This is a genomic window from Plantactinospora sp. KBS50 (genome assembly GCF_002285795.1).
Lineage (GTDB): Bacteria > Actinomycetota > Actinomycetes > Mycobacteriales > Micromonosporaceae > KBS50.
The window spans coordinates 2415263-2441322 of sequence record NZ_CP022961.1 but is presented as its reverse complement, the minus strand read 5'-3'; the positions used below and the strand labels follow the sequence as shown (position 1 = coordinate 2441322).

At 74.5% G+C, this 26060-nt stretch carries 25 protein-coding genes and 2 pseudogenes; 15 read left to right on the top strand and 12 right to left on the bottom strand.

From position 1 onward, the window contains the following. Positions 1-50: 50 nt before the first annotated feature. Positions 51-461 (top strand): DUF2795 domain-containing protein, encoded by a 411-nt coding sequence (locus CIK06_RS10820; protein ID WP_095564720.1) that lies wholly within the window; start codon positions 51-53, stop codon positions 459-461. A 57-nt stretch (positions 462-518) separates the two neighbouring features. Then, entirely contained in the window at positions 519-797 is a 279-nt protein-coding gene (locus CIK06_RS10815; protein ID WP_095564719.1) for a hypothetical protein, read from the top strand. 38 nt (positions 798-835) lie between these two features. Here the strand turns inward: CIK06_RS10815 and CIK06_RS10810 are convergent, their stop codons facing one another. After that, a complete protein-coding gene (locus CIK06_RS10810; RefSeq protein ID WP_095564718.1) occupies positions 836-2095 on the bottom strand; it encodes a sugar MFS transporter in 1260 nt (419 codons plus the stop codon). A 146-nt stretch (positions 2096-2241) separates the two neighbouring features. On the opposite strand from CIK06_RS10810, the gene CIK06_RS10805 reads away from it, so the two are divergent. The 4 genes from CIK06_RS10805 (at position 2242) to CIK06_RS10790 (ending at position 5983) form a co-directional block, all read left to right on the top strand. Beyond that, positions 2242-2934, top strand: a complete 693-nt coding sequence (locus tag CIK06_RS10805; RefSeq protein WP_095564717.1) for a TetR/AcrR family transcriptional regulator — start codon at positions 2242-2244, stop codon at positions 2932-2934. 103 nt (positions 2935-3037) lie between these two features. Further along, the gene (locus CIK06_RS10800; protein WP_232534144.1) at positions 3038-4003 is read left to right on the top strand and encodes an ABC transporter ATP-binding protein; all 966 of its coding nucleotides are present in this window, start codon (positions 3038-3040) and stop codon (positions 4001-4003) included. Next, a complete protein-coding gene (locus CIK06_RS10795) occupies positions 4000-5658 on the top strand; it encodes an ABC transporter permease (protein WP_095564716.1) in 1659 nt (552 codons plus the stop codon). The genes CIK06_RS10800 and CIK06_RS10795 overlap by 4 nt, the downstream gene beginning before the upstream one ends. Before the next feature lie 112 nt (positions 5659-5770). Further along, a complete protein-coding gene (locus CIK06_RS10790) occupies positions 5771-5983 on the top strand; it encodes a hypothetical protein (protein ID WP_095564715.1) in 213 nt (70 codons plus the stop codon). A gap of 58 nt (positions 5984-6041) precedes the next feature. On the opposite strand, the gene CIK06_RS10785 is transcribed toward CIK06_RS10790, so the two are convergent. Beyond that, the gene (locus tag CIK06_RS10785; RefSeq protein WP_232534143.1) at positions 6042-6542 is read right to left on the bottom strand and encodes a hypothetical protein; all 501 of its coding nucleotides are present in this window, start codon (positions 6540-6542) and stop codon (positions 6042-6044) included. Positions 6543-6751: 209 nt separating this feature from the next. On the opposite strand from CIK06_RS10785, the gene CIK06_RS10780 reads away from it, so the two are divergent. The 4 genes from CIK06_RS10780 to CIK06_RS10765 all read left to right on the top strand — a co-directional run bounded on the left by CIK06_RS10780 (position 6752) and on the right by CIK06_RS10765 (position 11340). Beyond that, positions 6752-7120, top strand: a complete 369-nt coding sequence (locus CIK06_RS10780) for a DUF6401 family natural product biosynthesis protein (RefSeq protein ID WP_095564714.1) — start codon at positions 6752-6754, stop codon at positions 7118-7120. 91 nt (positions 7121-7211) lie between these two features. Further along, the gene (locus CIK06_RS10775; protein ID WP_095564713.1) at positions 7212-9362 is read left to right on the top strand and encodes an ATP-binding SpoIIE family protein phosphatase; all 2151 of its coding nucleotides are present in this window, start codon (positions 7212-7214) and stop codon (positions 9360-9362) included. A gap of 9 nt (positions 9363-9371) precedes the next feature. After that, entirely contained in the window at positions 9372-10049 is a 678-nt protein-coding gene (locus CIK06_RS10770; protein ID WP_095564712.1) for an HAD family hydrolase, read from the top strand. A 7-nt stretch (positions 10050-10056) separates the two neighbouring features. Next, positions 10057-11340 (top strand): sodium:proton antiporter, encoded by a 1284-nt coding sequence (locus tag CIK06_RS10765; protein ID WP_095564711.1) that lies wholly within the window; start codon positions 10057-10059, stop codon positions 11338-11340. Between the two features lie 72 nt (positions 11341-11412). Here CIK06_RS10765 and CIK06_RS10760 read toward each other — a convergent pair whose 3' ends face one another. Further along, positions 11413-12453: an NAD(P)/FAD-dependent oxidoreductase gene (locus tag CIK06_RS10760; RefSeq protein ID WP_095564710.1), complete on the bottom strand. Its 1041-nt coding sequence runs from the start codon at positions 12451-12453 to the stop codon at positions 11413-11415. A gap of 177 nt (positions 12454-12630) precedes the next feature. On the opposite strand from CIK06_RS10760, the gene CIK06_RS10755 reads away from it, so the two are divergent. Continuing rightward, positions 12631-13224: a general stress protein gene (locus CIK06_RS10755; RefSeq protein ID WP_095564709.1), complete on the top strand. Its 594-nt coding sequence runs from the start codon at positions 12631-12633 to the stop codon at positions 13222-13224. A gap of 111 nt (positions 13225-13335) precedes the next feature. Here CIK06_RS10755 and CIK06_RS10750 read toward each other — a convergent pair whose 3' ends face one another. Continuing rightward, a complete protein-coding gene (locus CIK06_RS10750) occupies positions 13336-14136 on the bottom strand; it encodes a cellulose binding domain-containing protein (protein ID WP_095567727.1) in 801 nt (266 codons plus the stop codon). Between the two features lie 94 nt (positions 14137-14230). Then, a pseudogene (locus CIK06_RS10745) lies at positions 14231-14817 on the bottom strand (DUF1684 domain-containing protein). Between the two features lie 132 nt (positions 14818-14949). Between CIK06_RS10745 and CIK06_RS10740 the strand changes: the two are divergent. Both CIK06_RS10740 and CIK06_RS10735 read left to right on the top strand, forming a co-directional pair. Beyond that, positions 14950-15444 (top strand): MarR family winged helix-turn-helix transcriptional regulator, encoded by a 495-nt coding sequence (locus tag CIK06_RS10740; RefSeq protein ID WP_095567726.1) that lies wholly within the window; start codon positions 14950-14952, stop codon positions 15442-15444. Positions 15445-15454: 10 nt separating this feature from the next. Then, positions 15455-16444 (top strand): pirin family protein, encoded by a 990-nt coding sequence (locus tag CIK06_RS10735; RefSeq protein WP_095564708.1) that lies wholly within the window; start codon positions 15455-15457, stop codon positions 16442-16444. A 232-nt stretch (positions 16445-16676) separates the two neighbouring features. Here the strand turns inward: CIK06_RS10735 and CIK06_RS10730 are convergent, their stop codons facing one another. Together CIK06_RS10730 and CIK06_RS31855 are read right to left on the bottom strand one after the other, a co-directional pair. Further along, positions 16677-17549, bottom strand: coding sequence for an alpha/beta fold hydrolase (locus CIK06_RS10730; protein ID WP_095564707.1), 873 nt, complete (start codon positions 17547-17549; stop codon positions 16677-16679). A gap of 99 nt (positions 17550-17648) precedes the next feature. Further along, a complete protein-coding gene (locus CIK06_RS31855) occupies positions 17649-17783 on the bottom strand; it encodes a hypothetical protein (RefSeq protein ID WP_255408567.1) in 135 nt (44 codons plus the stop codon). 135 nt (positions 17784-17918) lie between these two features. Here CIK06_RS31855 and CIK06_RS10725 point away from each other — a divergent pair, with 135 nt between their 5' ends. Beyond that, positions 17919-19508: a phospholipase D-like domain-containing protein gene (locus CIK06_RS10725; RefSeq protein ID WP_095564706.1), complete on the top strand. Its 1590-nt coding sequence runs from the start codon at positions 17919-17921 to the stop codon at positions 19506-19508. Between the two features lie 303 nt (positions 19509-19811). Further along, entirely contained in the window at positions 19812-20624 is an 813-nt protein-coding gene (locus tag CIK06_RS10720; RefSeq protein WP_369916130.1) for a SigB/SigF/SigG family RNA polymerase sigma factor, read from the top strand. Between the two features lie 430 nt (positions 20625-21054). Here CIK06_RS10720 and CIK06_RS10715 read toward each other — a convergent pair. The 5 genes and pseudogenes from CIK06_RS10715 to CIK06_RS10695 all read right to left on the bottom strand — a co-directional run. Further along, positions 21055-21771 (bottom strand): annotated as a pseudogene (locus CIK06_RS10715) (PP2C family serine/threonine-protein phosphatase); the annotation flags it as partial. An 89-nt stretch (positions 21772-21860) separates the two neighbouring features. Then, entirely contained in the window at positions 21861-23081 is a 1221-nt protein-coding gene (locus tag CIK06_RS10710; RefSeq protein WP_198348185.1) for a hypothetical protein, read from the bottom strand. After that, positions 22982-24103: a transporter substrate-binding domain-containing protein gene (locus tag CIK06_RS10705; RefSeq protein WP_095564704.1), complete on the bottom strand. Its 1122-nt coding sequence runs from the start codon at positions 24101-24103 to the stop codon at positions 22982-22984. Before CIK06_RS10705 ends, CIK06_RS10710 begins: the two co-directional genes overlap by 100 nt. A gap of 110 nt (positions 24104-24213) precedes the next feature. Further along, complete coding sequence (locus CIK06_RS10700) at positions 24214-24468, bottom strand: UBP-type zinc finger domain-containing protein (protein ID WP_095564703.1); 255 nt, start codon at positions 24466-24468, stop codon at positions 24214-24216. Further along, complete coding sequence (locus tag CIK06_RS10695; protein ID WP_095564702.1) at positions 24465-26033, bottom strand: Na+/H+ antiporter; 1569 nt, start codon at positions 26031-26033, stop codon at positions 24465-24467. Before CIK06_RS10695 ends, CIK06_RS10700 begins: the two co-directional genes overlap by 4 nt. Between the last annotated feature and the right edge of the window lie 27 nt (positions 26034-26060).

The following is a 26060-nucleotide window of genomic DNA, read 5'->3' as shown; positions in this document are numbered from 1 at the left end:
CGAGCCCCGGCCGGCGTTTAGCCGGCATACCCGCGGGTAGCGCACTCGGTATGGAACGTGGCAACAGCAAGCACGGACCGCGCGTCGACGACCAGATGAGTCGGGAGGCCAACGAGCAGCTACGGCACACCGCCGGCTCCCGGGCGGAGGAGTGGCGTACCCCGGAGCCGGCCGGCGAGGACCAGCCGGAGGCGACGACGGCGCCGGCGGGTGACCGGCGCAGTGGAGCACCGCAGGGGATGACCTCCGAGGAGGTCGAGCAGCGCAGCCGGCTCGGCCGGTTCATCACCCTCGCCGCGCTGCCCGGCGACCGGCTGACGCTGCGCGCGAACGCCGAGGAGAACGAGGCACCGAGCGACATCCTGGCGGAGTTGGACCGGCTGCCCGACGACGTCGAGTACCGGACCATCAACGAGGTCTGGGCGGCGCTGGGACACAACACCGAGACCCAGCGCTGGTAGCCGCGACCCGGCGGCCGGCGCCGTTTGGTGCCCGGCCGCCGGGGTACGGCTGCAGGCATGACCGACAACGATCCGCGCGTGTGGCGCGACGAGGAACGCCTGCCGCTCAGCGAGTTGGAGCAGGCCATCGCCACCTCCCCCGGTGACGGGCAGGTCGATGACGCGACGGGCAACGACGCCGGCGAGGAGTCGGCGTTCGGCCACGGGCCGACCGCCACCGACGAGCGGCACACGAGTTCCGTCGAGCCGGACGCCACCGACGACTCGGGGCGGGACCCGACCGACCCGCAGCGCCCGTTCCGGCCGTCCACCACCGGACGCACCGGCCCGAACTGACACCCACCCCAGCAGCCGGCCCGGCGCCGGCCCGTTGGTCAGAGCGCCCGTGCGGAGGGTGGCGGCGCGGCGGGTCGGCGTTCGGTGAGCAGGTAGAGCGCGGTCAGCACCGCGGAGAGCACCAGCAGGGTCGGGCCGAGCGCCACCGGGCCGTACCAGCCCAGCAGCACGCCGATCCCGGCCGGGATCAACGCGCCCCCGAGGCCGGCCGAGGCGATCTGCACCCCGATCACCCGGTCGGCGTGCGCGGCACCCACCCGGTCCGCCGTGGTGAGCGTGAGCAGCGGGAAGACCGGGGCGGCGGCGAAGCCGAGCACCGCCAGGCCGACCGCGGCCAGCCAGCCCGGCCCGGGTACGGCCAGCACGCCGGCCCCGACGACCATGCCGAGCAGGCTGGCCCGCAGCACGCCCCGGGTGCCCTGGCGCTCGGCGACGAAGCCCTGCACGACCCGGCCGACGAAGAGGCTGCCCCAGTAGAGCGTCACCACCATCCCGGCCGCCGTCGTGCCCATGTTCCGGCCGGTGGTCAACACCGTGTACGCCCACAGCCCCGCGCCGATCTCGACGGCGACGTACACGGCGAAGGCCAGCGCGCCGAGCCAGACCGCCGGCAGCCGGAGGGTCCGCCCGATCGGTACGGCGCCGCCGGTGCCTCCGGCGTCCGCCGCGTCCCCGGCCGGCGCGGCGGGCCGGCCGGCGGCCCAGGAGCGCACGTTCAGCATGAACGCCACGGCGAGTCCGGCCTGGGCCAGGGCGACGGTGCCGTATCCCCAGCGCCAGCCGAGGCCCGAGTCGAGCGTCGCCGTCATGATCATCGGTCCGCCCGCGACGCCCAACCCGAAGAAGGCGTGGATCCAGTTCATGTGTCGCGGCCCGAAGGCCGATGCGGCGTACGCGTTCAGGCCGCTGTCGATGGCGCCGGAGCCGAGGCCGGCCACCAGCGCACAGCCGACCATCACCGCGAGGACGGGCGATCCGGCGTAGCCGGCCAGCGCGAGGCCCATCAGGGCGGTGCTGCCGGCCAGCAGCCAGCCGATGCCGATCCGCGCGACCGCGAACCCGGCGATCACGCTGGAGGTGAGGTAGCCGGCGGTGCCGGCGGTCAGCAGCAGCCCGACGGCCGCCGCGGGGACCTGGAAGTCGGCCGAGATCGACGGCCAGCCCACCCCGAGCAGGCCGTCGGGCAACCCGAGGCTGACGAACGCCAGGTAGCCGAGCAGCAGCAGGGACGCCCGGGGCCGGATGAGCGGGCGGGCCGGCGGTGCGGTGCCGCCGGCGATCGGGGCCGCGTTGGACATGGCAACTTCCTCCCCCGTCGGCGCGGCCGGGTTGGCACCCGGCTGCTTTACCGGTCCAGAGCCTAATACCAGGGAGCCGGCACCGGAAGCGAGCCGCCCGGCGGCCCACCGTTGCGCACCATTGAACGAGTGTTTAATCTGGTGTCATGGCGACCGGGACCGGGGGATCCGCGGGCGGCGGCGGGGAGTCCGCCACCGTGAGCCGGATCCGTGACGCCGCCGTCGCGCGGTTCGCCCGGGACGGCTTCGGGGTCGGGCTGCGGACCGTCGCGGCCGACGCCGGCGTGACCGCCGGGCTGGTGATCCATCACTTCGGGTCCAAGGACGGACTGCGCCGCGCCTGCGACGGGCACGTGCTGCGGATCCTGCGCGAGGAGAAGACCAGGGCGCTGACCGACGGCACCGGGGCGATGCTGCTGGCCCAGATGGCGCAGGTGGAGCGGTTCGCCCCGATCGTGCGCTACCTGCTGCGCAGCATGCAGGCCGGCGGCGAGTTGGCGCGCGAGCTGGTCGAGCAGCTGATCGTCGACGCGGAGCAGTACCTGTCGGCGGGCGAGGCCGCCGGGGTGCTGCGGCCCAGTCGGGACCGGGCCGCGCGCACCCGGTATCTGGCCTACCAGAACACCGGCAGCATGGTGCTCTGGTTCACGCTGCACGGCGCGGACGCCGAGCCGGCGGAGTTCGCCGGCCTGTTCCGCCGGTACGTCGAGCAGCTGGCGTTGCCCGCCCTGGAACTGTTCACCGAGGGTCTGCTGGTCGACCGCACGATGCTCGACGAATACCTGATGTTCGTGCCGGACCCGCCGCCGGCCGGCCCGGAGGACCGCACCGCATCCTAGCCGGCACGCCCCGGCGTGCCCCCCGTTCCGCGCACCGCGCCGGGTGTCCGACCACATCGGAACCCGGACTGCCCCGAATCCTCCCAAGACGAGGTCTGCGACGATGACCGCTGCCATCGACATGCACCACATCCGTAAGTCCTTCGGCCGGGTCCGCGCCCTGGACGGGCTCGACCTGCGGGTGGAACCCGGCACCGTGCACGGCTTTCTCGGCCCCAACGGCGCCGGCAAGTCCACCACCATCCGGATCCTGCTCGGTCTGCTGCGCGCCGACGCCGGCCAGGCCCGGCTGCTCGGCGGCGACCCGTGGAGCGACGCGGTGCGCCTGCACCGCCGGCTCGCGTACGTGCCCGGCGACGTGGAGCTGTGGCCCAACCTCACCGGCGGCGCGGCGATCGACCTGTTCGCCCGGCTGCGCGGCGGCGCCGACCCGGTCCGCCGCGACGAGCTGTGCCAGCGCTTCGACCTCGACCCGAGCCGGAAGGGCCGCACCTACTCCAAGGGCAACCGGCAGAAGGTCGCCCTGATCGCGGCGCTGGCCAGCGACGTCGAGCTGCTGCTGCTCGACGAGCCCACCGCCGGGCTGGACCCGCTGATGGAGGCGGTGTTCCAGGAGTGCATCCGGGAGGCCAGGGACGCCGGCCGCACCGTGCTGTTGTCCAGCCACATCCTCGCCCAGGTCGAGGTGCTCGCCGACCAGATCTCGATCATCCGGCAGGGCCGGATCGTCGAGACGGGCTCGCTGACCGACCTGCGCCACCTGACCCGTACCTCGGTGGACGCCGTCACCGACCGGCCGGCCGACGTCCTGGCCGGGACGGCCGGGGTGCACGGGCTGCGCACCGAGCACGGCCACCTGCGCTTCGAGGTCGACGGCGAGCACCTCGCGGCGGTGGTACGCCGGCTGGGTGACCTCGACGTGCAGGGGCTGACCGTCCGGCCGCCGACGCTGGAGCAGTTGCTGCTGCGCCACTACGGCGACCGGTTCGGCGCCGACCCGACGGAGGAGACGACGACGGGAACGACGACGGAGACGGCGGCGGAGACCGCGGCGGAGGCGGCGCGATGACCACCACCACGATGGACCGACCGGTCGCCGCACCGGCGCGGCCGGGCGGCGCCGTCACCGGAATCGGCACGCTGCTGCGGTTCATGCTGCGCCGCGACCGGATCCGCCTGCCCGCCTGGACGCTGGGCCTGACGCTGCTGATGACGTACTTCGCCACCGCGCTCGACACGATCGTGCAGACCCCGCAGGACCTGGCCGGCCTGACCGCGTTCTCCGGCAGCCCGGCCGGCGCGCTGTTCGGCGGTCCCGGTTTCGGGTTCGACGACCTGACCGTCGAGCGCTTCCTCGCCGGCCAGTACGGCCTGTACGTGGCGGTCGGCGCCGGGCTGATGGGACTGCTCACGGTGGTGCGGCACACCCGGGCCGAGGAACGCTCCGGCCGCGCCGAGCTGGTCCGGGCCAACGTCGTGGGCCGGTACGCCCAGCTCACCGCCGCGCTGCTGCTGGCCGCCGCGATGGCGGTGCTGGTCGCCCTGCTGATCGCCGGGACGATGGCCGGCCGCGGGTTCGACGCCGGCGGCTCGCTGCTGTTCGGCGCCTCCGTCGGCGCGGTGGCGCTGGCCTTCGCCGGGATCGCCGCGCTCACCGTCCAGCTGTCCGAGTACCCGCGCGCCGCCGCCGGGATGGCCGGCGCCGCGCTGGGTGCCGCATTCGTCCTGCGTGGACTCGGCGACATGGCGGCGGTGCAGGGCAGCGGGCCGTCCTGGCTGTCCTGGCTGTTGCCGATCGGCTGGTCGCAGCAGACCGCGCCGTACGTCCACGACCGCTGGTGGCCGCTGGCGGTCTCGCTGGCCTTCGCGGCGGTCACGGCAGCGGCCGGTTACCTGCTGTCGGGGCGCCGCGACCTCGGCGCCGGCCTGGTGCCGCCGCGTCCGGGCGCGCCCCGGGCCGCCGCCTGGCTGGCCAGCCCGCTCGCGCTCGCGTTCCGGCTGCACCGGGCCGGCCTGATCGGCTGGACCGCGGCGCTGCTGGCCGCCGGCCTGGCGTACGGATCGTTCACCCGGCCGCTGCTGGACGGCTTCCGCAACGCGCCCGAGGACATGCTGGCCATCATGGGCGGCCCGGCGAACCTGCTCGACGGGTACCTCGCCATGATGGGACTGACGATGGCCCTCGCGGTCGGCGTGTACGTGGTGCTCGCCGTGCACACGCTGCGCACCGAGGAGACCGAGGGTCGCACCGAACCCGTGCTGGCCACCGCGGTCGGCCGGCCCGCCTGGATCGGCAGCCACATCGCCGTCACGGCGCTCGGCGTACCCTGGCTGCTGCTCGTCGCCGGCCTCGGCGTCGGTGTCGGAGCGGCGGTGAGCACGGCGGACGCGGGACTGATCGGCACCGTCCTGATCGGACACCTCGCCCACGCGCCGGCGGTCTGGCTGGTCCTCGCCGCCGCCGCGCTGCTCTACGCGGCGGCGCCGCGGGCGCTGCCGGTGGTCTGGGTCGTGGTCGGCTACGGGCTGATCGCCGGCTACTTCGCCGCCATCCTCGACCTGCCGGACATCGCGCTGCACCTGTCGCCGTTCGAGCACGTCGGCGACTACCCGTTGGAGGGGATCAGCGGCACCGCCGTGGTGCTGCTGGTGCTGCTGGCCGGCGTACTGTCCGGGGTGGCGGCGCTCGCGTTCCGCCGCCGTGACCTGACCGGCGGCGGCTGAGGGTGGGCGGCCGCCGAGATGCCGGATTGCGGGGAACAAAACGGATATATGTTCACGGGAAATGGCCCGATCGGCTGAGGGAATCCATCCCGACAGCGGGGAGACTTGCCGGATGCATCAGGGTTCCGGATTCCTCAGCATGCGCCAGCGCCGCCTCTCGTGGATCGGCTTCGTGCTGGTCGCGCTCCAGGCTCCCGTGGCCGCCCGACTGCTCGCGGACGAGTCCTGGCTGTTCAGCATGTGCGTGGCGCTCCTGGTGGCCACCGTCATCATCGCCGACGACGCGCACCGGCGCCGCCCGGCCGACGTCGAGGTCGGCGAGTAACCGGCGTCGCCGCCGGACCTCACCCGCGCGCCTCACCGCCGCGCCTCACCGCCGGGCCTCACCCGCGCGCCGGCCGGGCCTCGTGACCGGGTACGCCGTGGCTGCGCCGCCGTTCCTTCATCTCCGCCTCGTAGAGGTGCCGCCGGCCGCCGGCGAGTCCGGTCCGGGCAGCGTGCTCGATGTCCCGGAACACCGCGTAGTACCCGTCGTCGTAGTCCTCGACGAGTTGGAAGGTCCACCGGCCGGCGACCACGTTCCGGCCGATCAGTTCCCGGTCGATCCGCTCCGCGAGCGCGGCGTGCCCGGCCGCCCGCAGGAGCGCGACCACCTCGTCCAGCAGCAGGTCGGCCTGCCCGGTGAGCTGGTGCAGCGAGTAGAGGTGCCCGCGCGCCCGCTCCACCGTCTCCAGCGCCTCGCCGAGCCTGCCGAGCGCCGCCACCGTCTCGTCGTCCAGGCCGGCGGGCCGCCGGTGCGCCGCGTCCGGCCCATCGGCCCGCGCGGACGCCCGGCCGCCCGCACCGGTACGCCGGGCCGCGGCCGGGTCGTCTGGTCCGCTCATCACGCCTCCCGTGCATGCAGGATGCCGGGCCAGTACCCCGGATGCCCGGCCGGTATCCACGGCGCCGCGCCCGGCCCGGCCGGCGGGGGTGGCCGCAAGTCGTCCCATGTTCGCCGTCCGGGTCGGCCCGCGGGCCGGCCCGGTCGAGGCCGGGCGCTCCGCCGACCGGCCGAGGGCCGCGGACGGTACCGGCGGGTAGCGTCGGCGCCATGAGAGCCTTCGCCGCGGTGGGCCGCCGGTCCCGCCGCCGTCCGGCACCGCCGTCGCTCGCCGCCCTGCTGTCGTCGTTCGGCGCGGCCGGGCTGGTCGCCGCGGGCACCCGGCCGGGGCTGCTGGCCGCGGTCGACCAGCACGCGGCCGCGGTCCGGGACGGGATCGGCGGGGCGCCGGCGGACCCGGCGGCGGGACCGCCGACGCCCACGCTGCTCGCGGCGTACGCCGACGGCGTGCGGACCGCCGCCGCCGAGCACGGCTGGCGGCCGCCGGCCGGCCCGGTGAACTGGTCCGACCCGGACTGGGTGCTGCTGCGGCTGCTGGCGGTCTGCGCGCTCGCCCGGGACGCCGGCGTCCGGACCTGACGGCCCGCCCGCCTGATACGTCCCGGCCCCGAGGTCAGCCACACACCTCGTGGATCATGATTCGTGTGTTTCGGCCCGTTACAGTGCAACCATGTCAGGTACGGCAGGGCGGACGCCGGCGCCCACCGCCCCGGTGGCCCCGGTGCCGCGTCCGGGCGCGGTCACGCCGGCCGGCCGGGCCTGGCCGGACGCCCAGCTCGGCCCCGCGCAGGAGTGGCCGCCCGCGCTGCGTACCGCCGTGCAGCTGGCGCTGGACGCCGCCGTACCGATGGCCGTGGCCTGCGGCCCGGAGCACCGCCTGGTCTACAACGACGCGTTCGCCGCGCTGATCGGGACGTACCACCCGGCGGCCTTCGGCCGGCCCGGCGCCGAGGGTCTGGCGCGGGAGTGGCGGCGGCCCGGGGTCGGCGACGCGGTGGAGCGGGTCTACCGCACCGGCGAGCCGGGCCAGGAACCCGAACAGGTCTTCCCGGTCGACGGCGCCGACCCCACCCGCCCGGAGTACCGGGTCTTCGCCCGCGGCCACTCCCCGGTCCGGGACGAGCGGGGCGCCGTCCTCGGCGTCCTCATCGTGGCCGTGGAGACGGCGCAGATGACCCAGCGGCTGCGCAACCTCGGCGAACTCACCACCGCGCTGTCCGGCAGCCTGACCCTGAACGACGTGGCCCGGGTGGCGCTGCGGTACGCGCTGGCCTCCTTCGATGCTGAGCAGGTGGCCTTCGGGGTCGACGACGGGCCGGCCTGGCGGCTGGTGCGTCGGGTCCGCAGCGACCAGCTGGACGAGGTGGACGAGCGCCTCCCACCGCTGTGGCGGCACCACCCGGAGGACTCCCCCGCACCGCTGGTGGACACCGCCCGCAGCGGGCAACCGGTCTTCGTGGCCGACGGTCGGCCGTTGCAGGCGACCGCGGCCGACCGGCACGACCAACTGGTCCGCGCGCTCGCCGCGCTGCCGCTGCGTACGCCGTCGCTGCGCGGCGCGCTCACCGTCGGTTACCGGGATCCGCACGGTTGGGCCCCGGCGGAGCGCGCGCTGCTGGCCGCCGCGGCCGAGTTGGTGGCCCAGGCGGCGGAGCGGGCCAGGCGGTTCGAGAACCAGCACGGCACCGCCCAGCTCCTGCAACGCAGCATGCTGCCGGACAACCTGCCCGATCTGCCCCAGCTCCGGCTGGCCGCCCGGTACGAGCCGGGCGTCGACGGCAACGCGGCCGGCGGCGACTTCTACGACGCTTTCCGGCTCTCCGAGGGCGAGCTGGCCGTCGTCCTGGGCGATGTCGCGGGCCACGACGTGCAGGCCGCGGCGGTGATGGGCCAGGTACGGGCGGCGCTGCGCGCCCTGGCGCTCGCCGACCCCGAGCCGGCCGGCGTGCTGCGCGGGCTGGACCGGCTGGTGTCCAGCCTGGGCGCCGAGGCCAGCAGCGACGAACTGTTCGTGACGGTCGTGTACGGCGTGATCGAGCCGAACGACGGGCGGATGCGCATCGCCAGCGCCGGCCACCCGGCGCCGCTGCTGCGCCGGGTCGGGCCGGACGGTGTCGCCGCCGCCGAGTACCTGGACATCCCGCCGGGGGCGCCGCTCGGGCTCGGCGGCCGGCGCACCGCCACCGCCGTACGGCTGGCCGCCGGCGACACGCTGCTGCTGTACAGCGACGGGGTGATCGAGCGCCGCCAGCAGGGCCTGGGCGCCGGGTTCGACCGGCTGGCGGCGGTGGTGGGCGGCGCACCGGCCGGTGACCCGCGCACCCTGTGCTCGGTGGCCAGCACGGCGGTGCCCGGCGCCACCGAGGACGACGTGGCGGTGCTCGCGGTCGAACTCGCGGTCTCGCCGAGCCGGTCCGCGGTGATGGAGGTGCCGGCCGAGCCGACGGCGCCGGGCCGGGTGCGGCACTGGATGACCGACCAGCTCGCCGAGTGGCGGGTGCCGGAGCAGGTGATCGGCGCCGCGGTGCTCTGCACCAGCGAGCTGACCACCAACGCCCTGCTGCACGCGGGGACGGCCGCCCGGGTCGAGATCGACCTGACCCCGGAGCGGCTGCTGGTGTCGGTGGCCGACAGCGGCACCCGCGGCCGGGTGGTACGCGCGCACACCGACACGCTGAGCAGCCGCGGCCGGGGGCTGGGTCTCATCGAGCAGCTCAGCGACGCCTGGGGCACCGACCCGACGGTCCGCGGCTCGACCGTGTGGTTCGAGATGCTGATCCCACCCGCCGGATCGCGCATCGGCGGTGCGGACCCGGGGTAGGAGGGACGCATGCCCGCCAACCGCCCCGCCGGGGTGCTCTTCGACGTCGACGGCACCCTCGTCGACACCACGTACCTGCACACGGTCTCCTGGTGGCAGGCGTTCCGTCAGCAGGGCCACGACGTCCCGATGGCCCGCATCCACCGGGCCATCGGGATGGGTTCGGACCAGTTGCTGGACCATCTGCTGACCGACGAGCGGGACCGGGACGCGGATCAGAAACTGGTCACGGCGCACAGCACGCTGTTCGCGACGTACTGGCAACGGCTGCGGCCGCTGCCCGCGGCCACCGACCTGGTCCGCGCCTGCGCGGCCGGTGGGCTGCGGGTGGTGCTGGCCAGTTCGGCGGCCGAGCCGGAGTTGGCCGCGCTGCGGGCCGTGCTCGGGGTCGACGACGTGGTGCACGCGATCACCTCGTCGGCCGACGCGCGGGCCAGCAAGCCCGCGCCGGACATCGTGGCCACCGCGCTGGAGCGGGCCGGGCTGGATCCGGACCGGGCGCTGTTCGTGGGCGACTCGGTCTGGGACGTGGTGGCCGCCGCCAAGCTCGACGTCGGCTGCATCGGTCTGACCTGCGGCGGCACCAGCCGGGAGGAGTTGGCCGGCGCCGGGGCGATCGCCGTGTACGAGGACCCGGCCGACCTGCTGGCCGCGTTCGGCGAGTCGCCGCTGAGCGGCCTCGCCTGAGCCGCCCGTGGACCTGGTCGATCTGGGGTTCGCCCTCGCCGGACTGGCGGCGCTGCTGGCCGGGGTGCTGCCCCGGCTGGTGGAGCACCGCCCGCTGTCCATGCCGATCGCCTTCCTCGGCCTGGGCATGCTGCTGTTCCTGCTGCCGACCGGGCTGCCCCGGCCCGACCCGCTGACCGGTCCGGCGCTGACCACCCATCTGACCGAGGTGGGGGTCATCGTGGCGCTGATGGGCGCCGGTCTCAAGATCGACCGGCCGCTCGGCTGGCGCGCCTGGTCGGCCACCGGTCGCCTGCTGGCGGTGGCCATGCCGCTGTGCATCGGCGCGGTCGCGCTGCTCGGCTGGTGGTGGGCCGGCCTGGTGCCGGCCGCCGCGCTGCTGCTGGGCTCCGCGCTCGCGCCGACCGACCCGGTGCTCGCATCGGACGTGCAGGTCGGCGAGCCCACCGACGTGGAGGACTCCGAGGACGAGGTGCGGTTCGCGCTCACCTCCGAGGCCGGCCTGAACGACGGGCTGGCCTTCCCCTTCGTGTACGCGGCCATCGCGATCGCCTCGGCCGGGCTGGCACCCTCGGGCTGGGTCGCGCACTGGCTCACCGTGGACGTGCTCTACCGGCTGGCCGTCGGGGTCGGCGGCGGACTGCTGATCGGGTGGCTGCTGGGCAAGCTGTTCTTCCGGGCGCCGTCGGAGACGCTGCGGCTGGCCCGGCACGCCGAGGGTTTCCTGGTGCTGGCCGCCACCTTCCTGGCGTACGGGCTGGTCGAGGTGGCCGGCGGGTACGGCTTCCTGGCCGTGTTCGTGGCCGCGCGGGCGATCCGCTCGGCCGAGCGGTCGCACGAGTTCCACCAGGTGCTGCACGACTTCGCCGAACAGGTGGAACGGCTGCTCACGGTGCTGTTGCTGCTGCTGTTCGGCGGCGCGGTGGTGGGTGGGTTGCTGGCGCCGATCACCTGGCCGGCCGCGGCCGTCGGGCTGGCCCTGGTGCTGGTGGTCCGGCCGGTCGCCGCGTGGCTGTCGCTGCGCGGCACACCGGGCCGGCCGGCCGAGCACTGGGTGATCGCGCTGTTCGGCATCCGCGGTGTCGGTTCGTTCTACTACCTCGCGTACGCCATGTCCCACGTCCGCTTCCCGCAGGCGGACCTGCTGTGGGCCACCGTGGGCCTGGTGGTGGTGGTCTCGGTGGTCGGGCACGGGGTGGCGGCCACGCCGGTGATGCGCTGGCTGGACCGTCGGGGCGAGCGATCGACGCCCGCGGCAGCGGGCCGGGAGCCGGCGGAATCCGCCGCCTGAGCGCGCGGTCCGGGCGAATCAACGCAACCGGGCGAGTCAACGCAACCGGGCGAGTCAACGCAACCGGGCGACTCAGCGCAACCGGGCGGCGAGCGCCCTCCCGAGGGCTCGGCCGGAACACCAGGCGGTCTGCACCTTTGGCGTACCGAACGCGTCGCCGGCCAGGCCGATGCCGTCGTCGTCCAGGTGGTACCCGGCGCCGCCGGAATCCGCGGCGCCCGGGTCGGTGACCGCAGCGTCGGTGACCGCAGCGTCGGTGACCGCAGCGTCGGCGGCGGCCGGGTCGGCGGCCTCAGGGTCCGCGGCCGCGGCCGGCTCCGGACGGGCGTACGTCCACCGGTGCACGAAGACCTCGGCCGCCGGATCCGGCAGGGCCAGCAGGTCCCGGACCGCACGGTCGATCTCCGGGCCGGCCAGGCTCGGCTGGGGCAGGTACCGGCCGGCGAACTCCGCGGTCGTGTGCGCCACCAGCACCGGCGCCCGGTCGCCGCGGCGGTCCCCGTCGTCGCAGACGGTGGCGAGCACGGGATGGTCGTTCACGAAGGCGCCGGCGAAGTCCACCCACGACCGTCGCGGATAGCGGAGCACCGCCGCGAGGCTGGGTGCCCAGCGCCGCGCCCGGGTGGCCCGCACGGCGGCGGCGAGAGGGGTGTCGAGCAGCCGGGCGGCCTGTGGGCCGGGCATGGCCAGCACCACCGCCTCGACCGGTTCGGAGTCCACCAGCGGTCCCGGCTCCACCATGGTGACCAGCCGGTCCGTCGTCACGTCCAGCCCGCCGGCAAGCTGTGTGACCAGGCTGCGCAGGCCGCCCGGGGCCGCCCAGCGCACCGGACCGGGCCGCTCGGTGCGGCCGGTGGCGTCGTACGCGACGAAGGTGTCGGTCCACTCCCGGGCCAGCCCGGCGGCGGCCCACCGCCGGACCACCGCGGCGAAGTCCGGGTCGCTGACCGTGAAGTACGCCGCGCCGAGGTCCGCGGGGCGCCCGTCGAACCGCCGGCTGGCCATCCGGCCGCCGGGCACCCGCGCCCGCTCACGGATCCGCACCGGTACGCCCGCCGCGGCCAGTTCCCGGGCGCAGGACACGCCCGCGATGCCGGCCCCGACCACCAGCACGCCCGTTCTGTCCCGGCTCACCCGGCTGATCCTATCGAGCGCCGTCGCGACGGTTTCGGCAACCAGGGTCGGGACACGCCCGCCGTGATCAACGAGAGCGGACGGACGATCGGGCGGGTGACGGACGGTTACCGCCGTACCGACCGGGAATCCAGCGGCCGACGAAGGAGGCAGCTCATGACCAGGAACACCACACCGGGCTGGGTGCCGACACCGTCGGGCGCCAGCACCAGCACGTTCCCGCCCGGGCCGACCGGCCGGCCGATCAGCCCGCCCAGCGGCGACGGTGGCCCGCAGAACGGTCGGGCCAGCGTGACGATCGGGTCGTACCCGGACTACGTGTCGGCGCAGCAGGCGGTGGACTACCTGGCGGACAATCGGTTCCCGGTGGAGCACACGGCGATCGTCGGGACGAACCTGCGGCTGGTGGAGAGCGTGCTGGGCCGGATGAGCACCGGTCGGGCGGCCCTGGCCGGCGCCGGCACCGGTGCCTGGTTCGGACTCTTCATCGGCCTGCTGTTCGGCATCTTCACGGCCGGCAACTGGCTGGCGATCATCGTGATCGCGCTGATCATCGGCGCCATCTGGGGGGCCATCTTCGGGGCGATCGCGCACGCGATGACCGGTGGACGCCGGGACTTCAGCTCCGCGAGTTCGCTCCAGGCCAGCGAGTACGCGGTGACCGCCGACGCCGACTTCGCCGAGCAGGCCAGGCAGATGTTGAGCCGGCTGAACTGGCAGCCGATGCGCCCGCCCGAGGCGGCGCACTGAACCGACCGGCAACGCCGGACGGGCCGGGTCGACGCCGTTCCCGCCGCCCACGGCCGGCGGAGACGGCTCGCCGGCGCCCCGGCCGGGCCGATCGGGCCGACCGGCCGCCGCTCACCCGCAGGTCGGCGAGATGCCGGACGGCGCCGTGCCGGCCGCGAGCAGGCCGAACGTGGTCGAGCCGCCGGGTGGCACGGCGCCGTTGTACCCCGCGTCGCTGACCACGACGTCGCTGCCGGCGCCCGCCGGCACCCCGCCCCAGACCGTCTGGATCCGCTCGTCGCCGGACCATCGCCAGCCGACCCGCCACCCCGGCAACGGCCGGTCGCCGATGTTGCGCACGGTGACGGTGGCCACGAATCCCCCGGTCCATGCGGAGTCGATGGTGGCCGTCGCGGCGCAGCCGGTGGACGCCGCGGTCCGGGCCGGGCCGCCGATCAGGTACGGGTCCTGCTGCCCGGCCAGGGTGCCGAACCGGAACCAGTACGCGGTGTCCGGGGTCAGGCCGTCGATGGTCACGCTGCCGTAGCGCTCCGGCCCGGACACGGCCTCGGCCACCGGATTCCGCCACTGCACGGCGTCCTCCTGGCTGGTGAAGAGGGTGACCGTGATCGGCGGGTCGTAGCCGCAGGGCGGCGTGAGCAGCATCGAGTAGCTGACGGTCAGGCTGGTGGCGGTCGTCGCCGTCACCTGGCCGCTGATCGGCAGCGCCGGCGGGCAGGTGAGGATCACCGTCGGGGTGGCCGCCGGGACGGCCGCCGCGCCGGCGGGGACGGCCGTCCCGGCGGGACCGTTCGCACCGGCGGGACCGTTCGCACCGGCGGGACCGTTCGCACCGGCGGGGACGGCCGCTGCGGCCCAGACGGACAGCGGCAGCGTCGCGGCGGCCAGCACCGCGCCGAGGGTCCGGAACATCGGCACCTCCGTGGTCGTGCGGCGAGGTCAGGGACGGCCGCGCGACCAGTCTTGCATTCGATGAATATCGATACAATGGCCCGATCCGGCGAGGTCAGCCCTTGTCGCGGTACGTCCGTTCGCCCGCCCGGACCGGGCCGTCGAGCCAGTTCTCCGGCGGGGCGAGCGGGCAGGCCCAGGCATCCGAGTAGCAGCAGCTCGGGTTGTACGCGTAGTTGAAGTCCAGCCGCACCCGCCGGTCCGGCAGCAGCACCAGCCCGCGCCCGAAGGTGCCCTTCACGGTGTCGGTGAGGTAGCGGCCCCGCCGTAGCTCTCCCGGCCGCAGGTGGCGTCGCGGAAGGGCACGAACAGCCCACCGCCGTACGCCTCGATCCACCACAGCGTGAGGCCGCCCCACGGCGTGCGCGCGGTCCCCACCCGGCGGTACGTCACCACGCCGTCCGGCCCGCCGGTGTCGATCGACTCGGCGCCCTCGGCCGGCTCCAGCGGGAGTTCCAGGACGGCACCCGGCTCGGGCGGGAAGTAGTCGAGGCCGGGAAAGCCCGGCCGGCCGGCCACCGGCGAGGCCGGGTGCCCGGCGAACAGGGCGTCGCGGGCGGCCCGGAAGCCGTCCAGGTCGAGATCCGACAGGTAGAGCCGGGCCACCCGTTCACGCCAGTCGAGCAGGTCGAGATCGTCCATCGGGCCACCGTATCCGGTCCGCACGGGCCCTGGTTCAAATGCGAAGCACGTCATCCACGCTCGCCGGGAGAGCCGCGTCACCAAGGCCACGGATAACTGTTTAAATTTTGAATTAGTGCTATCGTGGTGGTCATGACGGACGGTCTCGACCCGGTGGCGCTGACCTGCTGGCGGGCGTACATCGAGTCCAGCCAACTGCTGCTCACCCGGCTGGAGGAGGATCTGCGCGCGACAAGCGAGCTGAGCTTCGCCGACTACCACGTGCTGGTGCTGCTCTCCGAGGCGCCACATCAGCGACTCCGGATGGGCGAGCTGGCCAGCCGGCTGGTCTTCTCGCCGAGCCGGCTGACGTACCAGATCTCCACCATGCAGCGGCGCGGCCTGGTGGCCCGGCAGGCCTGCCCGGCCGACCGGCGCGGCCAGGAGGCGGTGCTCACCGCCGCCGGGTTGCTCGCGCTGCGCGAGGCCGCGCCCGGTCATCTGGCCGCGGTCCGCGAGCACCTGATGGACGACCTCGACGACGCCGAGATCGCCTGCCTCACCCGGGTCTTCCAGCGGCTCGGCGCCCGACTGCGCGGCCGCGACGACGCCGCCACCACCGCCACCCCGACCCAGCGCAACCAGTAAGGAGCGCACCATGCCTGCCATCACCGTCGACGACGTTCTGGTCCTGCCCCGGCTGCCCCGGCTGGACCCGGCCACCACGACCTACCGTCCGGTCCGTCGGGTGGTCACCGCCCCCAGCGGGTACGAGGGCGAGGGCTTCCCGGTCCGGCGCGCCTTCGCGGGCGTGCCGATGAGTGAGCTGGACCCGTTCATCCACCTGGACCAGATGGGCGAGGTGGACTACGCGCCGGGCGAGCCGAAGGGCACGGCCTGGCATCCGCACCGCGGCTTCGAGACCGTCACGTACATCATCGACGGCATCTTCGACCACCAGGACTCCAACGGCGGTGGCGGCACGATCACCAACGGCGACACCCAGTGGATGACGGCAGGCCGTGGCCTGCTGCACATCGAGGCGCCGCCGGAGCATCTGGTGACCAGCGGCGGCCTGTTCCACGGCCTCCAACTGTGGGTGAACCTGCCCCGGGCGGCCAAGATGAACCCGCCGCGCTACCAGGACATCCGCGGCCGGGAGGTGGCCCTGCTCAGCACCCCCGACGGCGGCGCGCTGCTGCGCGTGATCGCCGGCGAGGTCGCCGGGCACCAGGGACCGGGCAGCACGCACACCCCGATCACGATCAGCCACGTGACGGTGCAGCCCGGCGCCGAGGTGGACCTGCCGTGGCGGCCGGACTTCAACGCCCTGGTCTACGTGCTGGCCGGGCGGGGCACCGTGGGCACCGACCGCCGTCCGGTGCGCACCGGCCAGCTCGCGGTTTACGGTCCGGGCGACGCCATCCGGTTCGCCGCGGACGCCCAGCAGGACGCCCACACCCCCGCCCTGGAGCTGTACGTGATGGGCGGCCAGCCGATCCGGGAGCCGGTGGCGCACTACGGGCCGTTCGTGATGAACACCCGCGCCGAGCTGATCCAGGCGTTCGAGGACTACCAGGCCGGCCGGCTCGGCGTGGTCCCCGCCGAGCGGCTGCCGCACACCGACGGCAGCACCGCGCGGCCCTGAGCCGCAACGGGTACGCCGGCCGCCCCACCCGGGGCGGCCGGCGCGCCTCCCGGGGCGGCCGGCGCGCCTCCCGGGGCGGCCGGCGCGCCTCCCGGCGTGGGCGCGCCTCCCGGCGTGGGCGCGCCATCCGATGTGGGCGCGCCATCCGATGTGGGCGCGCCATCCGATGTGGGCGCAGCGCCTGCCGGGGCCGGCCGATCGCCGCGGGACGGTCGGGGCGGCGCGGGACGGGTCAGGGCAGCGCGTCGAGGAAGCCGTCGACCGCCCGCCGGAACGCCGCCGGCCGCTCCACCCACGGGAAGTGGCCGCTGCCGTCGATCACCTCGGCCCGGCCCGCCGGAAACAGCCGGGCCAGCGCGGCCACCGGGGCGACACCCGCGGCGCAGTCGGCGCCGCCGGCCACCACCAGCACCGGGGCGGTGACGGCGCCGAGCCGGGCGACCAGGTCCGCCGGCGCCGGCATGCTGAAGTACGCCCGGTTCGCCGCGAAGCTGTAGTGCGTGGCCGCGGCGTGTGCCCGCTCCCGCTCGCCCCAGGCGGCGTAGCCGAGCGGGGCGACCCGCTGCTGCCAGGCGTTGAACCCGGCGTCGTCCCACGTCTCGGGTCCCGCCGCCGCGGCGGCGACCGCGGCGTCCATGGCCGGCTCGCCCTGCCGCCGCAGCAGCAGGGCCGCCGTGTCGGCGGGCTGGTCCACCAGGCGGCCGATCGGCGGATAGCTGACCGGCGGAGTGACCAGCACCAGGCCGGCCACCCGGCCCGGAAAGCGGATCGCGTAGCTGATCGCCAGCCGGGTGCCGGCCGAATGCCCCAGCACCAGCAGCCGGTCCAGGCCGAGTTCGGCCCGCAGCAGGTCGAGGTCCTCGGCCTGGCGCCAGAACGAGGCCCGCTTCACGTCGTCCGGCAGCGGGGAGCGGCCCACGCCCCGCAGGTGCGGCACCACCAGCCGCCGCCGGTCACCCAGCCCGGCCAGGTCACCGAGGTAGTCGGGGTGCAGCGCCGCCCCACCGGCCAGGGCGACGACCGGCGGTACGCCGGAATCGACCCCGTCGTGATCGCGGTCCTCGTAGTACAGCGGCGTTCCGTCGGACCCGGCGAAGGTGGTCATCGTCGCCCGCTCCTGCCGGCACCGGCGGCGCGGGACTCTCCGGGTACGGAAAACGGCAAGGGGGCGCCTTTCTGCACCGCGCCCCCGCGGCGGCGGCGCTCAGGTGGTCACGAAGATGCCCGCCACGCCCAGCAGCACCATCACGAGCATGGCCAGCATAATTCCGCGCTCGCCGTCGCCCTCCTCCGGGCGCCGCTCGCCGCCGGTGTCGGTACGTGCCGTATCGGTGCTCATCCTGGCCTCCCCAGCCTAGGTTCCTGCGGATGCGCCGGACGTCCCGGACATCCCCGCCGGCGGGGACTCTCCGACGTGCGCGGATGTCCGGGCCGTCCTACGGTGAGGGCGTAGTCGACCTCGAAGGGGCGGTACGTGGCGATCGAGGACTGGTTCCTGACCGCACGGGAACGCGCCAACCCCGCCACCCGATTACCCATCTGGTGCTCGGGAAACCGGGCCGAACCGCTCGTGCACGGCGCGGCGTACTTCGACCGGCTGGTGACCGAGGTGTCCGCGCTCGACCCGGGTGACCACCTGTTCTTCGTCGACTGGCGAGGCGACCCGGATGAACGTCTTCGTCCGGACGGTCCCACCGTGGCCGAATTGTTCGCCTCGGCCGCCGGCCGCGGCGTACTGGTCAAGGGGCTGATCTGGCGGTCCCACCTGGACAGCCTGGAGTTCAGCGAGGAGGAGAACCGCAACCTCAGCGAGCGGGTGTCGCAGGCCGGCGGTGAGGTGCTGCTGGACCAGCGGGTCCGCCGGCTCGGGTCGCACCACCAGAAGCTGGTGGTGCTGCGCCGTCCGGGCGCGCCCGAGCGGGACGTCGCGTTCGCCGGCGGGATCGACCTGTGCCACAGCCGCCGGGACGACGCGGCGCACCGCGGCGACCCGCAGGCCGCGGGCATGTCCCCGCGGTACGGCGAACGCCCGCCCTGGCACGACGTCCACCTGGAACTGCGCGGCCCGGTGGTGGCCGCGCTGGACACGCTGTTCCGGGAGCGCTGGACCGACCCGATGCCGCTGGACTCGGAGAATCCGGTGGCCTACGCGCGGGACCGGCTGCGCGGCGCGGACCTGCGGCCCGATCCGCTGCCGCCGCAGCCGCCGGAGCCGCCCCCGGCCGATCCGCACCGGATCCAGGTGCTGCGCACGTACCCCGCGGTGAGGCCGGCGTACCGGTTCGCCCCCGGCGGCGAGCGCGGCATCGCCCGCGGCTACACCAAGGCGGTACGCCGGGCGCGCCGGCTGGTGTACCTGGAGGACCAGTACCTGTGGTCCCGGGAGGTGGCCGAACTGTTCGCCGCCGCCCTGCGCGAGCAGCCCGACCTGCACCTGGTCGCCGTGGTGCCCCGGCATCCGGACGTGGACGGCCGGTTCGCGTTGCCGCCGAACATGGTCGGCCGGCAACTGGCGCTGGAACTCTGCCAGCGGGCCGCCGGGGACCGGGTGCACGTGTTCGACGTGGAGAACCACTCCGGCACGCCGGTGTACGTGCACGCCAAGGTCTGCGTGGTGGACGACGTCTGGGCCAGCGTCGGCAGCGACAACTTCAACCGGCGGTCCTGGACGCACGACAGCGAACTGTCCTGCGCCGTACTGGACGACACCCGCGACGACCGGGCGCCGGCCGACCCGGCCGGGCTGGGCGACGGCGCCCGCCGGTACGCCCGCGAACTGCGGCTGCGGCTGTGGCGCGAGCACCTGGACCGGGCCGCGGACGGCAGCCAGGACGCGGACCTGCTGGACCCGGACAGCGCGGTCGCGGCGATCACGGCGAGCGCGACCGCGCTGCAGGACTGGTACGACGGCGGGCGGCGGGGTCCCCGGCCGCCGGGACGACTCCGGCCGCACTCCCCCGAACGACTCGGCCGGCTCACCAGGCTGTGGGCCGTGCCGGCGTACCGGTTGATCTACGACCCGGACGGTCGGCCGCTGCGCGCCCGGTTGCGCCGGACCTGGTGACCGGCGACCGGCGAGCCGGCTCACCGCCGGAGCCGGACAGCCGTCGGTGCGGTGGTAGTCGGTGGCCAGCGAGTCGGGCGCAGCCCGGGCCGGCAGGCGGGCACCGGCGCCCGGAAACCCCGGATCGCGGCGAAATTCTCCGGCGAGATGTCGCAAATGATGGCTTACACGAGCTTTATACATCAGCCGTTCGGCTAGATTTCTGGCGGCCGATCAGGTTAGGGTTTCCCTCGAACGGCCAACTGAAGCATTCAAAAGCACCAGCTGTCTTATATCCGCGGACGAGGTGCAGGGAGGACCACCATGACCGCGACGATGACCCAGCAGTCCACCGCCCCCGCGACCGCACCGACCGCGACCCAGCCGGGCGACAGCGCCACCGAGCTGCTGCAGGCGATGGCCGCGCTGCCGGCCGGGCACCCGTCCCGCGCCGCGCTGCGGGCCAGGGCCATCGAGGCGTGGCTGCCGCTGGCCCAGCACCTCGCCCACCGCTACAGCGGCCGGGGCGAGCCCAGCGACGACCTGGTGCAGACCGCGTCCGTCGGCCTGATCAAGGCCGTGGACAAGTTCGACCCCAGCCGCGGCGTCGACTTCGCCGGCTACGCCATCCCGACCATCATCGGCGAACTCAAGCGGCACTTCCGGGACCGCACCTGGGACATCCGGGTCCCCCGCCGGCTCCAGGAGCTGCGACTGGCCATCTCCGAGGCGAACAGCACGCTGCTGCAGTCGCTCGGCCGGTCGCCGACGGTCGCCGACATCGCCGCCCACCTGAAGGTCACCGAGGAAGAGGTGCTGGAGGGTCTGGAGGGCGCACGGGCGTACAACGCCGTGTCGCTGTCCACCCCGACCGGCGACGGCGAGCGGGCGACCGAACTCGGCGACATGCTCGGCGGCGAGGACGGCGAGTTCGAGCTGGCCGAGCTGCGGGTGGCCCTCGGCCCGGCGCTCGCCACCCTCGACGAGCGCGAGCAGAAGATCCTCACGCTGCGGTTCTACGGCAACCTGACCCAGTCGCAGATCGCCGAGCAGATCGGCGTCTCGCAGATGCACGTCTCCCGGCTGCTCGCCCGCGCCCTGACCAAGCTGCGCGGCCAGCTCGTCGACACCTACTGAACCCCCTGAAAGACCTTCCGGCTCCGGCGGGGTCGGGCAGAGGGCGGGTGGTGCGCCAACCGGCGCACCACCCGCCCTCTGCTCAGTCACACCCCGTCGACCGTCCCCCGGTCGGGGGTTCCGCCGGGCACACCCCAACCGACCATCCCCGGTCAGGGGTTCGCCGAACACACTCCGACGGACCGAACCCCGGTCGGGGGTTCCGCCGGGCACACTCCGACGGACCGAACCCCGGTCGGGGGTTCCGCCGGGCACACCCCGACGGACCGAACCCCGGTCGGGGGTTCCGCCGGGCACACCCCGACGGACCGAACCCCGGTCGGGGGTTCCGGCGGGCACGCCCACGACGGGATCAAGCCTGACCGCCCAGAGTGGGCGTGCCCGCCGGAACCCCACCCTCCGCCGGAACCCCACCCTCCGGCGTACCGTCGACCACGTCCGCCACGACCACCGTGATGTTGTCCGGCCCGCCGGCCCGCAGGGCGAGGTCGACCAGCCGGTGCGCGCAGTCCTCCCGGTCGGCGTACCCGCTCACCACCTCGGCCAGGGTGTCCGCCCGGACCACGTTGGTCAGGCCGTCGCTGCACACCAGCCAGCGGTCCCCCGGCTGCGGATCGACGGTGAGGTACGCGGCCCGTACCGTCTCGCCCTGCAACGCCTGCGTCACCACGGCCCGGCGCGGATGGCTGCTGGCCTCCTCCGCGGTGATCACCCCTTCGTCGACGAGCATCTGCACGAAGGTGTCGTCCCGGGTCACCTGGGCGAAGGTCCCGTCCCGGAACAGGTAGGCCCGGGAGTCGCCGACGTGGGCGACCGCCAGGCAGGTCCCGGGCTCCGACAGCAGCAGCGCGGTAAGCGTCGTACCCATGCCCTGCCGGTTGGGGTCCTCCTCGACCGCCTCCCGGATCCGGCCGCTGGCGACCTCGATGGCGCCCTGGAGGGCGACCACCAGCGCGTCGTCCGGGGTCGGCACGTCCAGCCCGGACACCGCCTCGATGGTGATCGCGCTGGCCAGGTCACCGGCGGCCATCCCGCCCATGCCGTCGGCCACGGCCACCAGCCATTCTCCGGCGTGCACCGAGTCCTGGTTGCTGCTGCGCACCAGTCCCTGGTCGCTCACCGCCGCGGTTCGCAGCTTGAGGGTCATGGCAGGCAGCCTGCCATCACCCGGGCCGGTTGTCTCTACTAGATCACCGCGGGTTGTCCGGTGTGCCGGCTCGGTGGGGTGCTCCGCCGTCATCCGGGTACCGCCGTCGCGTCCGGCCGGCCGGTCGGCCTCGACTCAACGGCCGGAGAAGCCGGAGCCGGCGAGCCCGAGGCCGGCGAACCGGACGCGGTCGGACCCGGCGCGGACGGACCCGGCGCCGGGAAACCCGCGGCCGGGGAACCGGCGGGCGCCGGCGGCGCGACCCGGCCGGCGCAGCGCGGATCGGGCTCGATCACCGTCCGGCGCGGCATCACCCAGTTGAGCGCCGTCTCCTCCACCGGCCAGGCGTGCGCCCGGACCGCACTGCGCGGTATCCGGGTGGTTTCCAGGCAGAGCACCTGAGCCCGCACCTCCTCGTTCGGGACGAACCGCACGTTTCCCCGCTCGTCCAGCACCACGGTCATCCGATCGGTCACGGTGACCACCTGCCCCACCACCACCTCGACCGGACCGGTCGCCGGCGGCTCCGGCCCGACCTCGACCGCCGCGCTGGGCAGCACCGCGGCCCGCAGGAAGACCGCACCCATCAGGAACGGCGCCACCGCCGCCACCGCGTACGCGGCGCCGTGCGTGACGGCCGGCGCGAGGCGGCGCGGCACCGGGCCGGTGAGCACCACGGCGCCGGCCGGGGGCAGCGCCAGCAGCAGGCCGGTCACCAGCTCGCCGCCGCGCAGCGCGGACACGATCGCCGGCCCGAGCCAGCCGTACGCGACAAGCGCCGCCAGGACCGGCAGCGCGACGCCCACCGCCAGCAGCCGGTCGGGCCGGTCCGGCCACCGGTACCGGGCCCGCAGCCCGGCGAGCCAGAGCGCCAGCATCAGCAGGGTCGGCAGGAAGCGTAGCTGCCAGGTCAGCGCGGCCAGCACGATCGCGCCGGCGAACACCCAGCCGGGAGTGCGCGCCGCCACCGACGCCAGCAGCGAGCGCTCCGGGTCGAACCGGTCGGGGGCGCTGATCCGCAGCAGCCAACCCAGCACGCCGAGCACCAGCACGCCGAACGGAAAGGCCCAGACCAGTGCGATCAGCAGCGCGCTGAGCAGCCCGAGCGGGCTGACGTACTGCACCAGCAGCAGCATGGTGGACATGTCCTGCCGGCTGAGCTGCCACAGCCGCAGCACGAGCAGCAGGACCGGGAACGCGGGCAGCAGGGTCAGCAGCCACTGCTGCGCCGTCCGCGCGCCCGGGCGCCGGTCCGGGCGGCCCGGCGGAACGCCACCGGGGGTGGCAGGGCCACCGTCTCCCACGGCCACTGCCGCACCTCCACCTTCCGGGCAGCGGGCTGCTGGTCCACCGCGACCTGCTGCGGCAGGTTGGCCGGCTGCTCCCAGCGCAGGTTGCGGTCGAACGCATCCTCCCACCGCCGGTCCTTCGGGTCGGTCGCCGACCCGTACAGCGACAGGTCGACCAGATCGCGCAGCGCCACGTTGGAGCCGGTGTTGACGCCGTACAGTTCCTGGCCGGCCTCGCCGATGTCCCACTGCCGCAACGGCTTGGCGCGTTCCACCAGCCACGGGTCGCCGGGTCGGTGCGCCACGAAGCCGGCCAGGATCGCGGCGTCGGTGATCACCGCGTCGAGCCGGCCGTCGTAGAGGTCCTGCACGCACTCGCTGACCCGTTTGCGCGTGCTCACCTGCGCCCCCAGGTTCCGCAGGTTGTCCTCGGCGGTGGAGGTGGCCAGCGTGCAGACCTTCCTGCCGCGCAGGTCGCGCAGGCTGTCCACGGGCCGCTCGTCGGTCTTGAGGGTGACCACCGACTGTTCGGTGCTCAGGTACGGCGCGGAGAACGTGGCGCCGTGGTCGATCCGGTCCTGGGTGATGCTGAACGAGGCCACCACCATGTCCACGGTGACGAACCGGTCGCCGTCGCGGGCCTGCCGCCGGATCCGGTCCTCGCTCTCGATCGGCAGCAGCCGCACCGCGCTCGGCGCGAAGCCCAGGTCACCGGCGATCATCATGGCGATGTCGATGTCGAAGCCCGCGTAGCTGCCGTCCGGGGCCACCTGGGCGATCCCCGGCTGGTCGTCCTTCACCCCGATGGTCAGTTGCTGCTTGCCCACCAGGCCGGCCCGTTCCAGCAGGTCCTGCCGGGTCGGCGGCCCGCCGGCGGTGACCACCCGGACCACCGCCACCCCGCCGAGCACCAGCACCACCAGCAGCGCCACCAGGCGCAACCGGCGGAACCAGAGCACCCGCGGCAGCGATGCCCGCTCGGCCGGCGGGGCGGTCGGGCCGGACCCGCCGGCGGCGCGGGCCGGTTCGCTGTCCTGGCTCACGCCGCCTCCCGCCTGCCGTCACCACCCCACCGGGTTCGAGCGACCCATTGTGGCCGATCGACGCCACAGCGCGACACCCCGCGGGCGGGTGAAGTCCTACCGCAGGGCGGTCAGCCGATCTCCTCATCCACAAAGCACCACCGCCAGCTCTCGCCGGGCTGGATGGAGCGCATCACCGGGTGCCCGGTGGTCTGGAAGTGCGCGGTGGCGTGCCGGTTCGGCGACGAGTCACAGCAACCCACGTGCCCGCAGGTCAGGCAGGAGCGAAGGTGCACCCAGTCGGCGCCGATGGCCACACACTCCGGGCATTCACCGGTGGTCTCCGGTTCCGCGGTGCCGGCCTCGGTCAGGTGGGTGCAGCTCATCTCTCACTCCGTCTCAGTATCGACTCCTCCAGGTCCAGGTCACGATAGGCGCGGACCAGCACCTCCTCGGCGATCCGGCCGTCGTCCCGGGCCTGGCGGAAGACCTCGCGTTCCGCGTCGATCATCTCCTGCCGGAGTCGACCGTACGCCTGGGACGGGGTTTCCCGCTCGTCGCCACCCAGTCGTTCCCAGGCCGTGTTGGTGCGATCCTCGATGAGCTGGCGCAGCCGGGTCACCACCGCCTCCGGCGCGCCGTCGGCGGCCTTCTCCAGCCGCTTGCGGGCGGCCCGGCCGGCCTGTTGCTGGACGCCGGCCTCGGCCAGCGCGTCCTGGGTGGGGTCGTCGGCGGGCACCCGCAGCATCCGGGCCACGGTGGGCAGCGTCGCTCCCTGCACCACCAGGGTGAAGACGATGACCGCGAAGGCGATCCAGACGAACAGGTTACGCGAATAGGAGGGCACGCCGGGCAGGCTCAGCGGCAGCGCCAGCGCCGCGGCCAGGGTCACCACCCCGCGCATCCCGGCCCAGCCGATCACCGCCGGGAAACTCGGCGGCACCGGGTCGCGGCGGCGCGTGCGGGGCACCAACCGGCCCAGGTACGCCGCGGGGAAGACCCACACGAACCGGGTGAGGAAGACCGTTCCCAGCACCGCGCCGGTCACCGCGGCGACGGTGCCGAGCGGCCGGTCCAGGCCGCTGAGCACGTCCCGTAGCTGCAACCCGACCAGGACGAAGACCAGGCCCTCCAGCAGGAACCGGACCAGCCGCCAGAACGCGCCCATCTGCAGCCGGGAGCCGGCGGACATCAGCACCGGCAGCTTGTGCCCGAGCCCGAGGCCGGTCACCACCACGGCCACCACGCTGGAGGCGCCGATCGGCTCGGCCAGCAGCACCACCGCGAACGGCGCGATCAGCGACAGGGCGTTGTCCAGCAGCGGGTCGCGGGTGCGCTTGTGCAACTGGGCGAAGACGAAGAAGCCGATGGCTCCGACCACGACCCCGCCACCGGCGGCGACCAGCACCTCCTGGCCGACCTGCAGCGCGTCCAGCGCCGGGCCGGTGGCCGCCGCCACGCCGACGCGCAGCAGCACCAGGGCACTCGCGTCGTTGATCAGGCTCTCGCCCTCCAGGATGGTGACCAGCCGGCGCGGCAGCCCGATCCGCCGGGCCACGGCGGTGGCCGCGACCGCGTCCGGCGGGGCCACCACGGCTCCGAAGGCGACGCAGATCGACAGCGGCACCGCCGGCAGCAGCAGGTGCACGACCAGCCCGACCAGCAGCGCCGTGAACAGCACCAGCCCGACCGCGAGCAGCAGGATCGGCCGGATGTTGGTACGGAAGGCCGGGACCGAGGTCTCCAGCGCGGCGATGTACAGCAGCGGCGGCAGGATCCCGACCAGGACGAGGTCCGGTTCGAGGTGCACGTCCAGGAAGCCCGGGATGAACGACAGCCCGAGCCCGACCACCACCAGCACGATCGGCGAGAGCAGCCCGAGCCGCCGCGCCAGCGCCGCACCGAGCACCGCCACGGCGAGCAGGATGACGACATCGGACAACCCATGCATGGCGCCAAGCGTAGGGTGCCCGACCCG

Excerpts from the sequence above, each read along its gene's own strand:
- CIK06_RS10740 (WP_095567726.1), top strand. The coding sequence starts at position 14,950 with ATGACGGACGGTCTCGACCCGGTGGCGCTGACCTGCTGGCGGGCGTAC.
- CIK06_RS10735 (WP_095564708.1), top strand. The coding sequence starts at position 15,455 with ATGCCTGCCATCACCGTCGACGACGTTCTGGTCCTGCCCCGGCTGCCC.
- CIK06_RS10805 (WP_095564717.1), top strand. The coding sequence starts at position 2,242 with ATGGCGACCGGGACCGGGGGATCCGCGGGCGGCGGCGGGGAGTCCGCC.
- CIK06_RS10750 (WP_095567727.1), bottom strand. The coding sequence starts at position 14,136 with ATGTTCCGGACCCTCGGCGCGGTGCTGGCCGCCGCGACGCTGCCGCTG.
- CIK06_RS10720 (WP_369916130.1), top strand. The coding sequence starts at position 19,812 with ATGACCGCGACGATGACCCAGCAGTCCACCGCCCCCGCGACCGCACCG.
- CIK06_RS10770 (WP_095564712.1), top strand. The coding sequence starts at position 9,372 with ATGCCCGCCAACCGCCCCGCCGGGGTGCTCTTCGACGTCGACGGCACC.
- CIK06_RS10800 (WP_232534144.1), top strand. The coding sequence starts at position 3,038 with ATGACCGCTGCCATCGACATGCACCACATCCGTAAGTCCTTCGGCCGG.
- CIK06_RS10700 (WP_095564703.1), bottom strand. The coding sequence starts at position 24,468 with ATGAGCTGCACCCACCTGACCGAGGCCGGCACCGCGGAACCGGAGACC.
- CIK06_RS10780 (WP_095564714.1), top strand. The coding sequence starts at position 6,752 with ATGAGAGCCTTCGCCGCGGTGGGCCGCCGGTCCCGCCGCCGTCCGGCA.
- CIK06_RS10695 (WP_095564702.1), bottom strand. The coding sequence starts at position 26,033 with ATGCATGGGTTGTCCGATGTCGTCATCCTGCTCGCCGTGGCGGTGCTC.
- CIK06_RS10755 (WP_095564709.1), top strand. The coding sequence starts at position 12,631 with ATGACCAGGAACACCACACCGGGCTGGGTGCCGACACCGTCGGGCGCC.
- CIK06_RS10790 (WP_095564715.1), top strand. The coding sequence starts at position 5,771 with ATGCATCAGGGTTCCGGATTCCTCAGCATGCGCCAGCGCCGCCTCTCG.
- CIK06_RS10785 (WP_232534143.1), bottom strand. The coding sequence starts at position 6,542 with ATGAGCGGACCAGACGACCCGGCCGCGGCCCGGCGTACCGGTGCGGGC.
- CIK06_RS10730 (WP_095564707.1), bottom strand. The coding sequence starts at position 17,549 with ATGACCACCTTCGCCGGGTCCGACGGAACGCCGCTGTACTACGAGGAC.
- CIK06_RS31855 (WP_255408567.1), bottom strand. The coding sequence starts at position 17,783 with ATGAGCACCGATACGGCACGTACCGACACCGGCGGCGAGCGGCGCCCG.
- CIK06_RS10815 (WP_095564719.1), top strand. The coding sequence starts at position 519 with ATGACCGACAACGATCCGCGCGTGTGGCGCGACGAGGAACGCCTGCCG.
- CIK06_RS10810 (WP_095564718.1), bottom strand. The coding sequence starts at position 2,095 with ATGTCCAACGCGGCCCCGATCGCCGGCGGCACCGCACCGCCGGCCCGC.
- CIK06_RS10820 (WP_095564720.1), top strand. The coding sequence starts at position 51 with ATGGAACGTGGCAACAGCAAGCACGGACCGCGCGTCGACGACCAGATG.
- CIK06_RS10795 (WP_095564716.1), top strand. The coding sequence starts at position 4,000 with ATGACCACCACCACGATGGACCGACCGGTCGCCGCACCGGCGCGGCCG.
- CIK06_RS10775 (WP_095564713.1), top strand. The coding sequence starts at position 7,212 with ATGTCAGGTACGGCAGGGCGGACGCCGGCGCCCACCGCCCCGGTGGCC.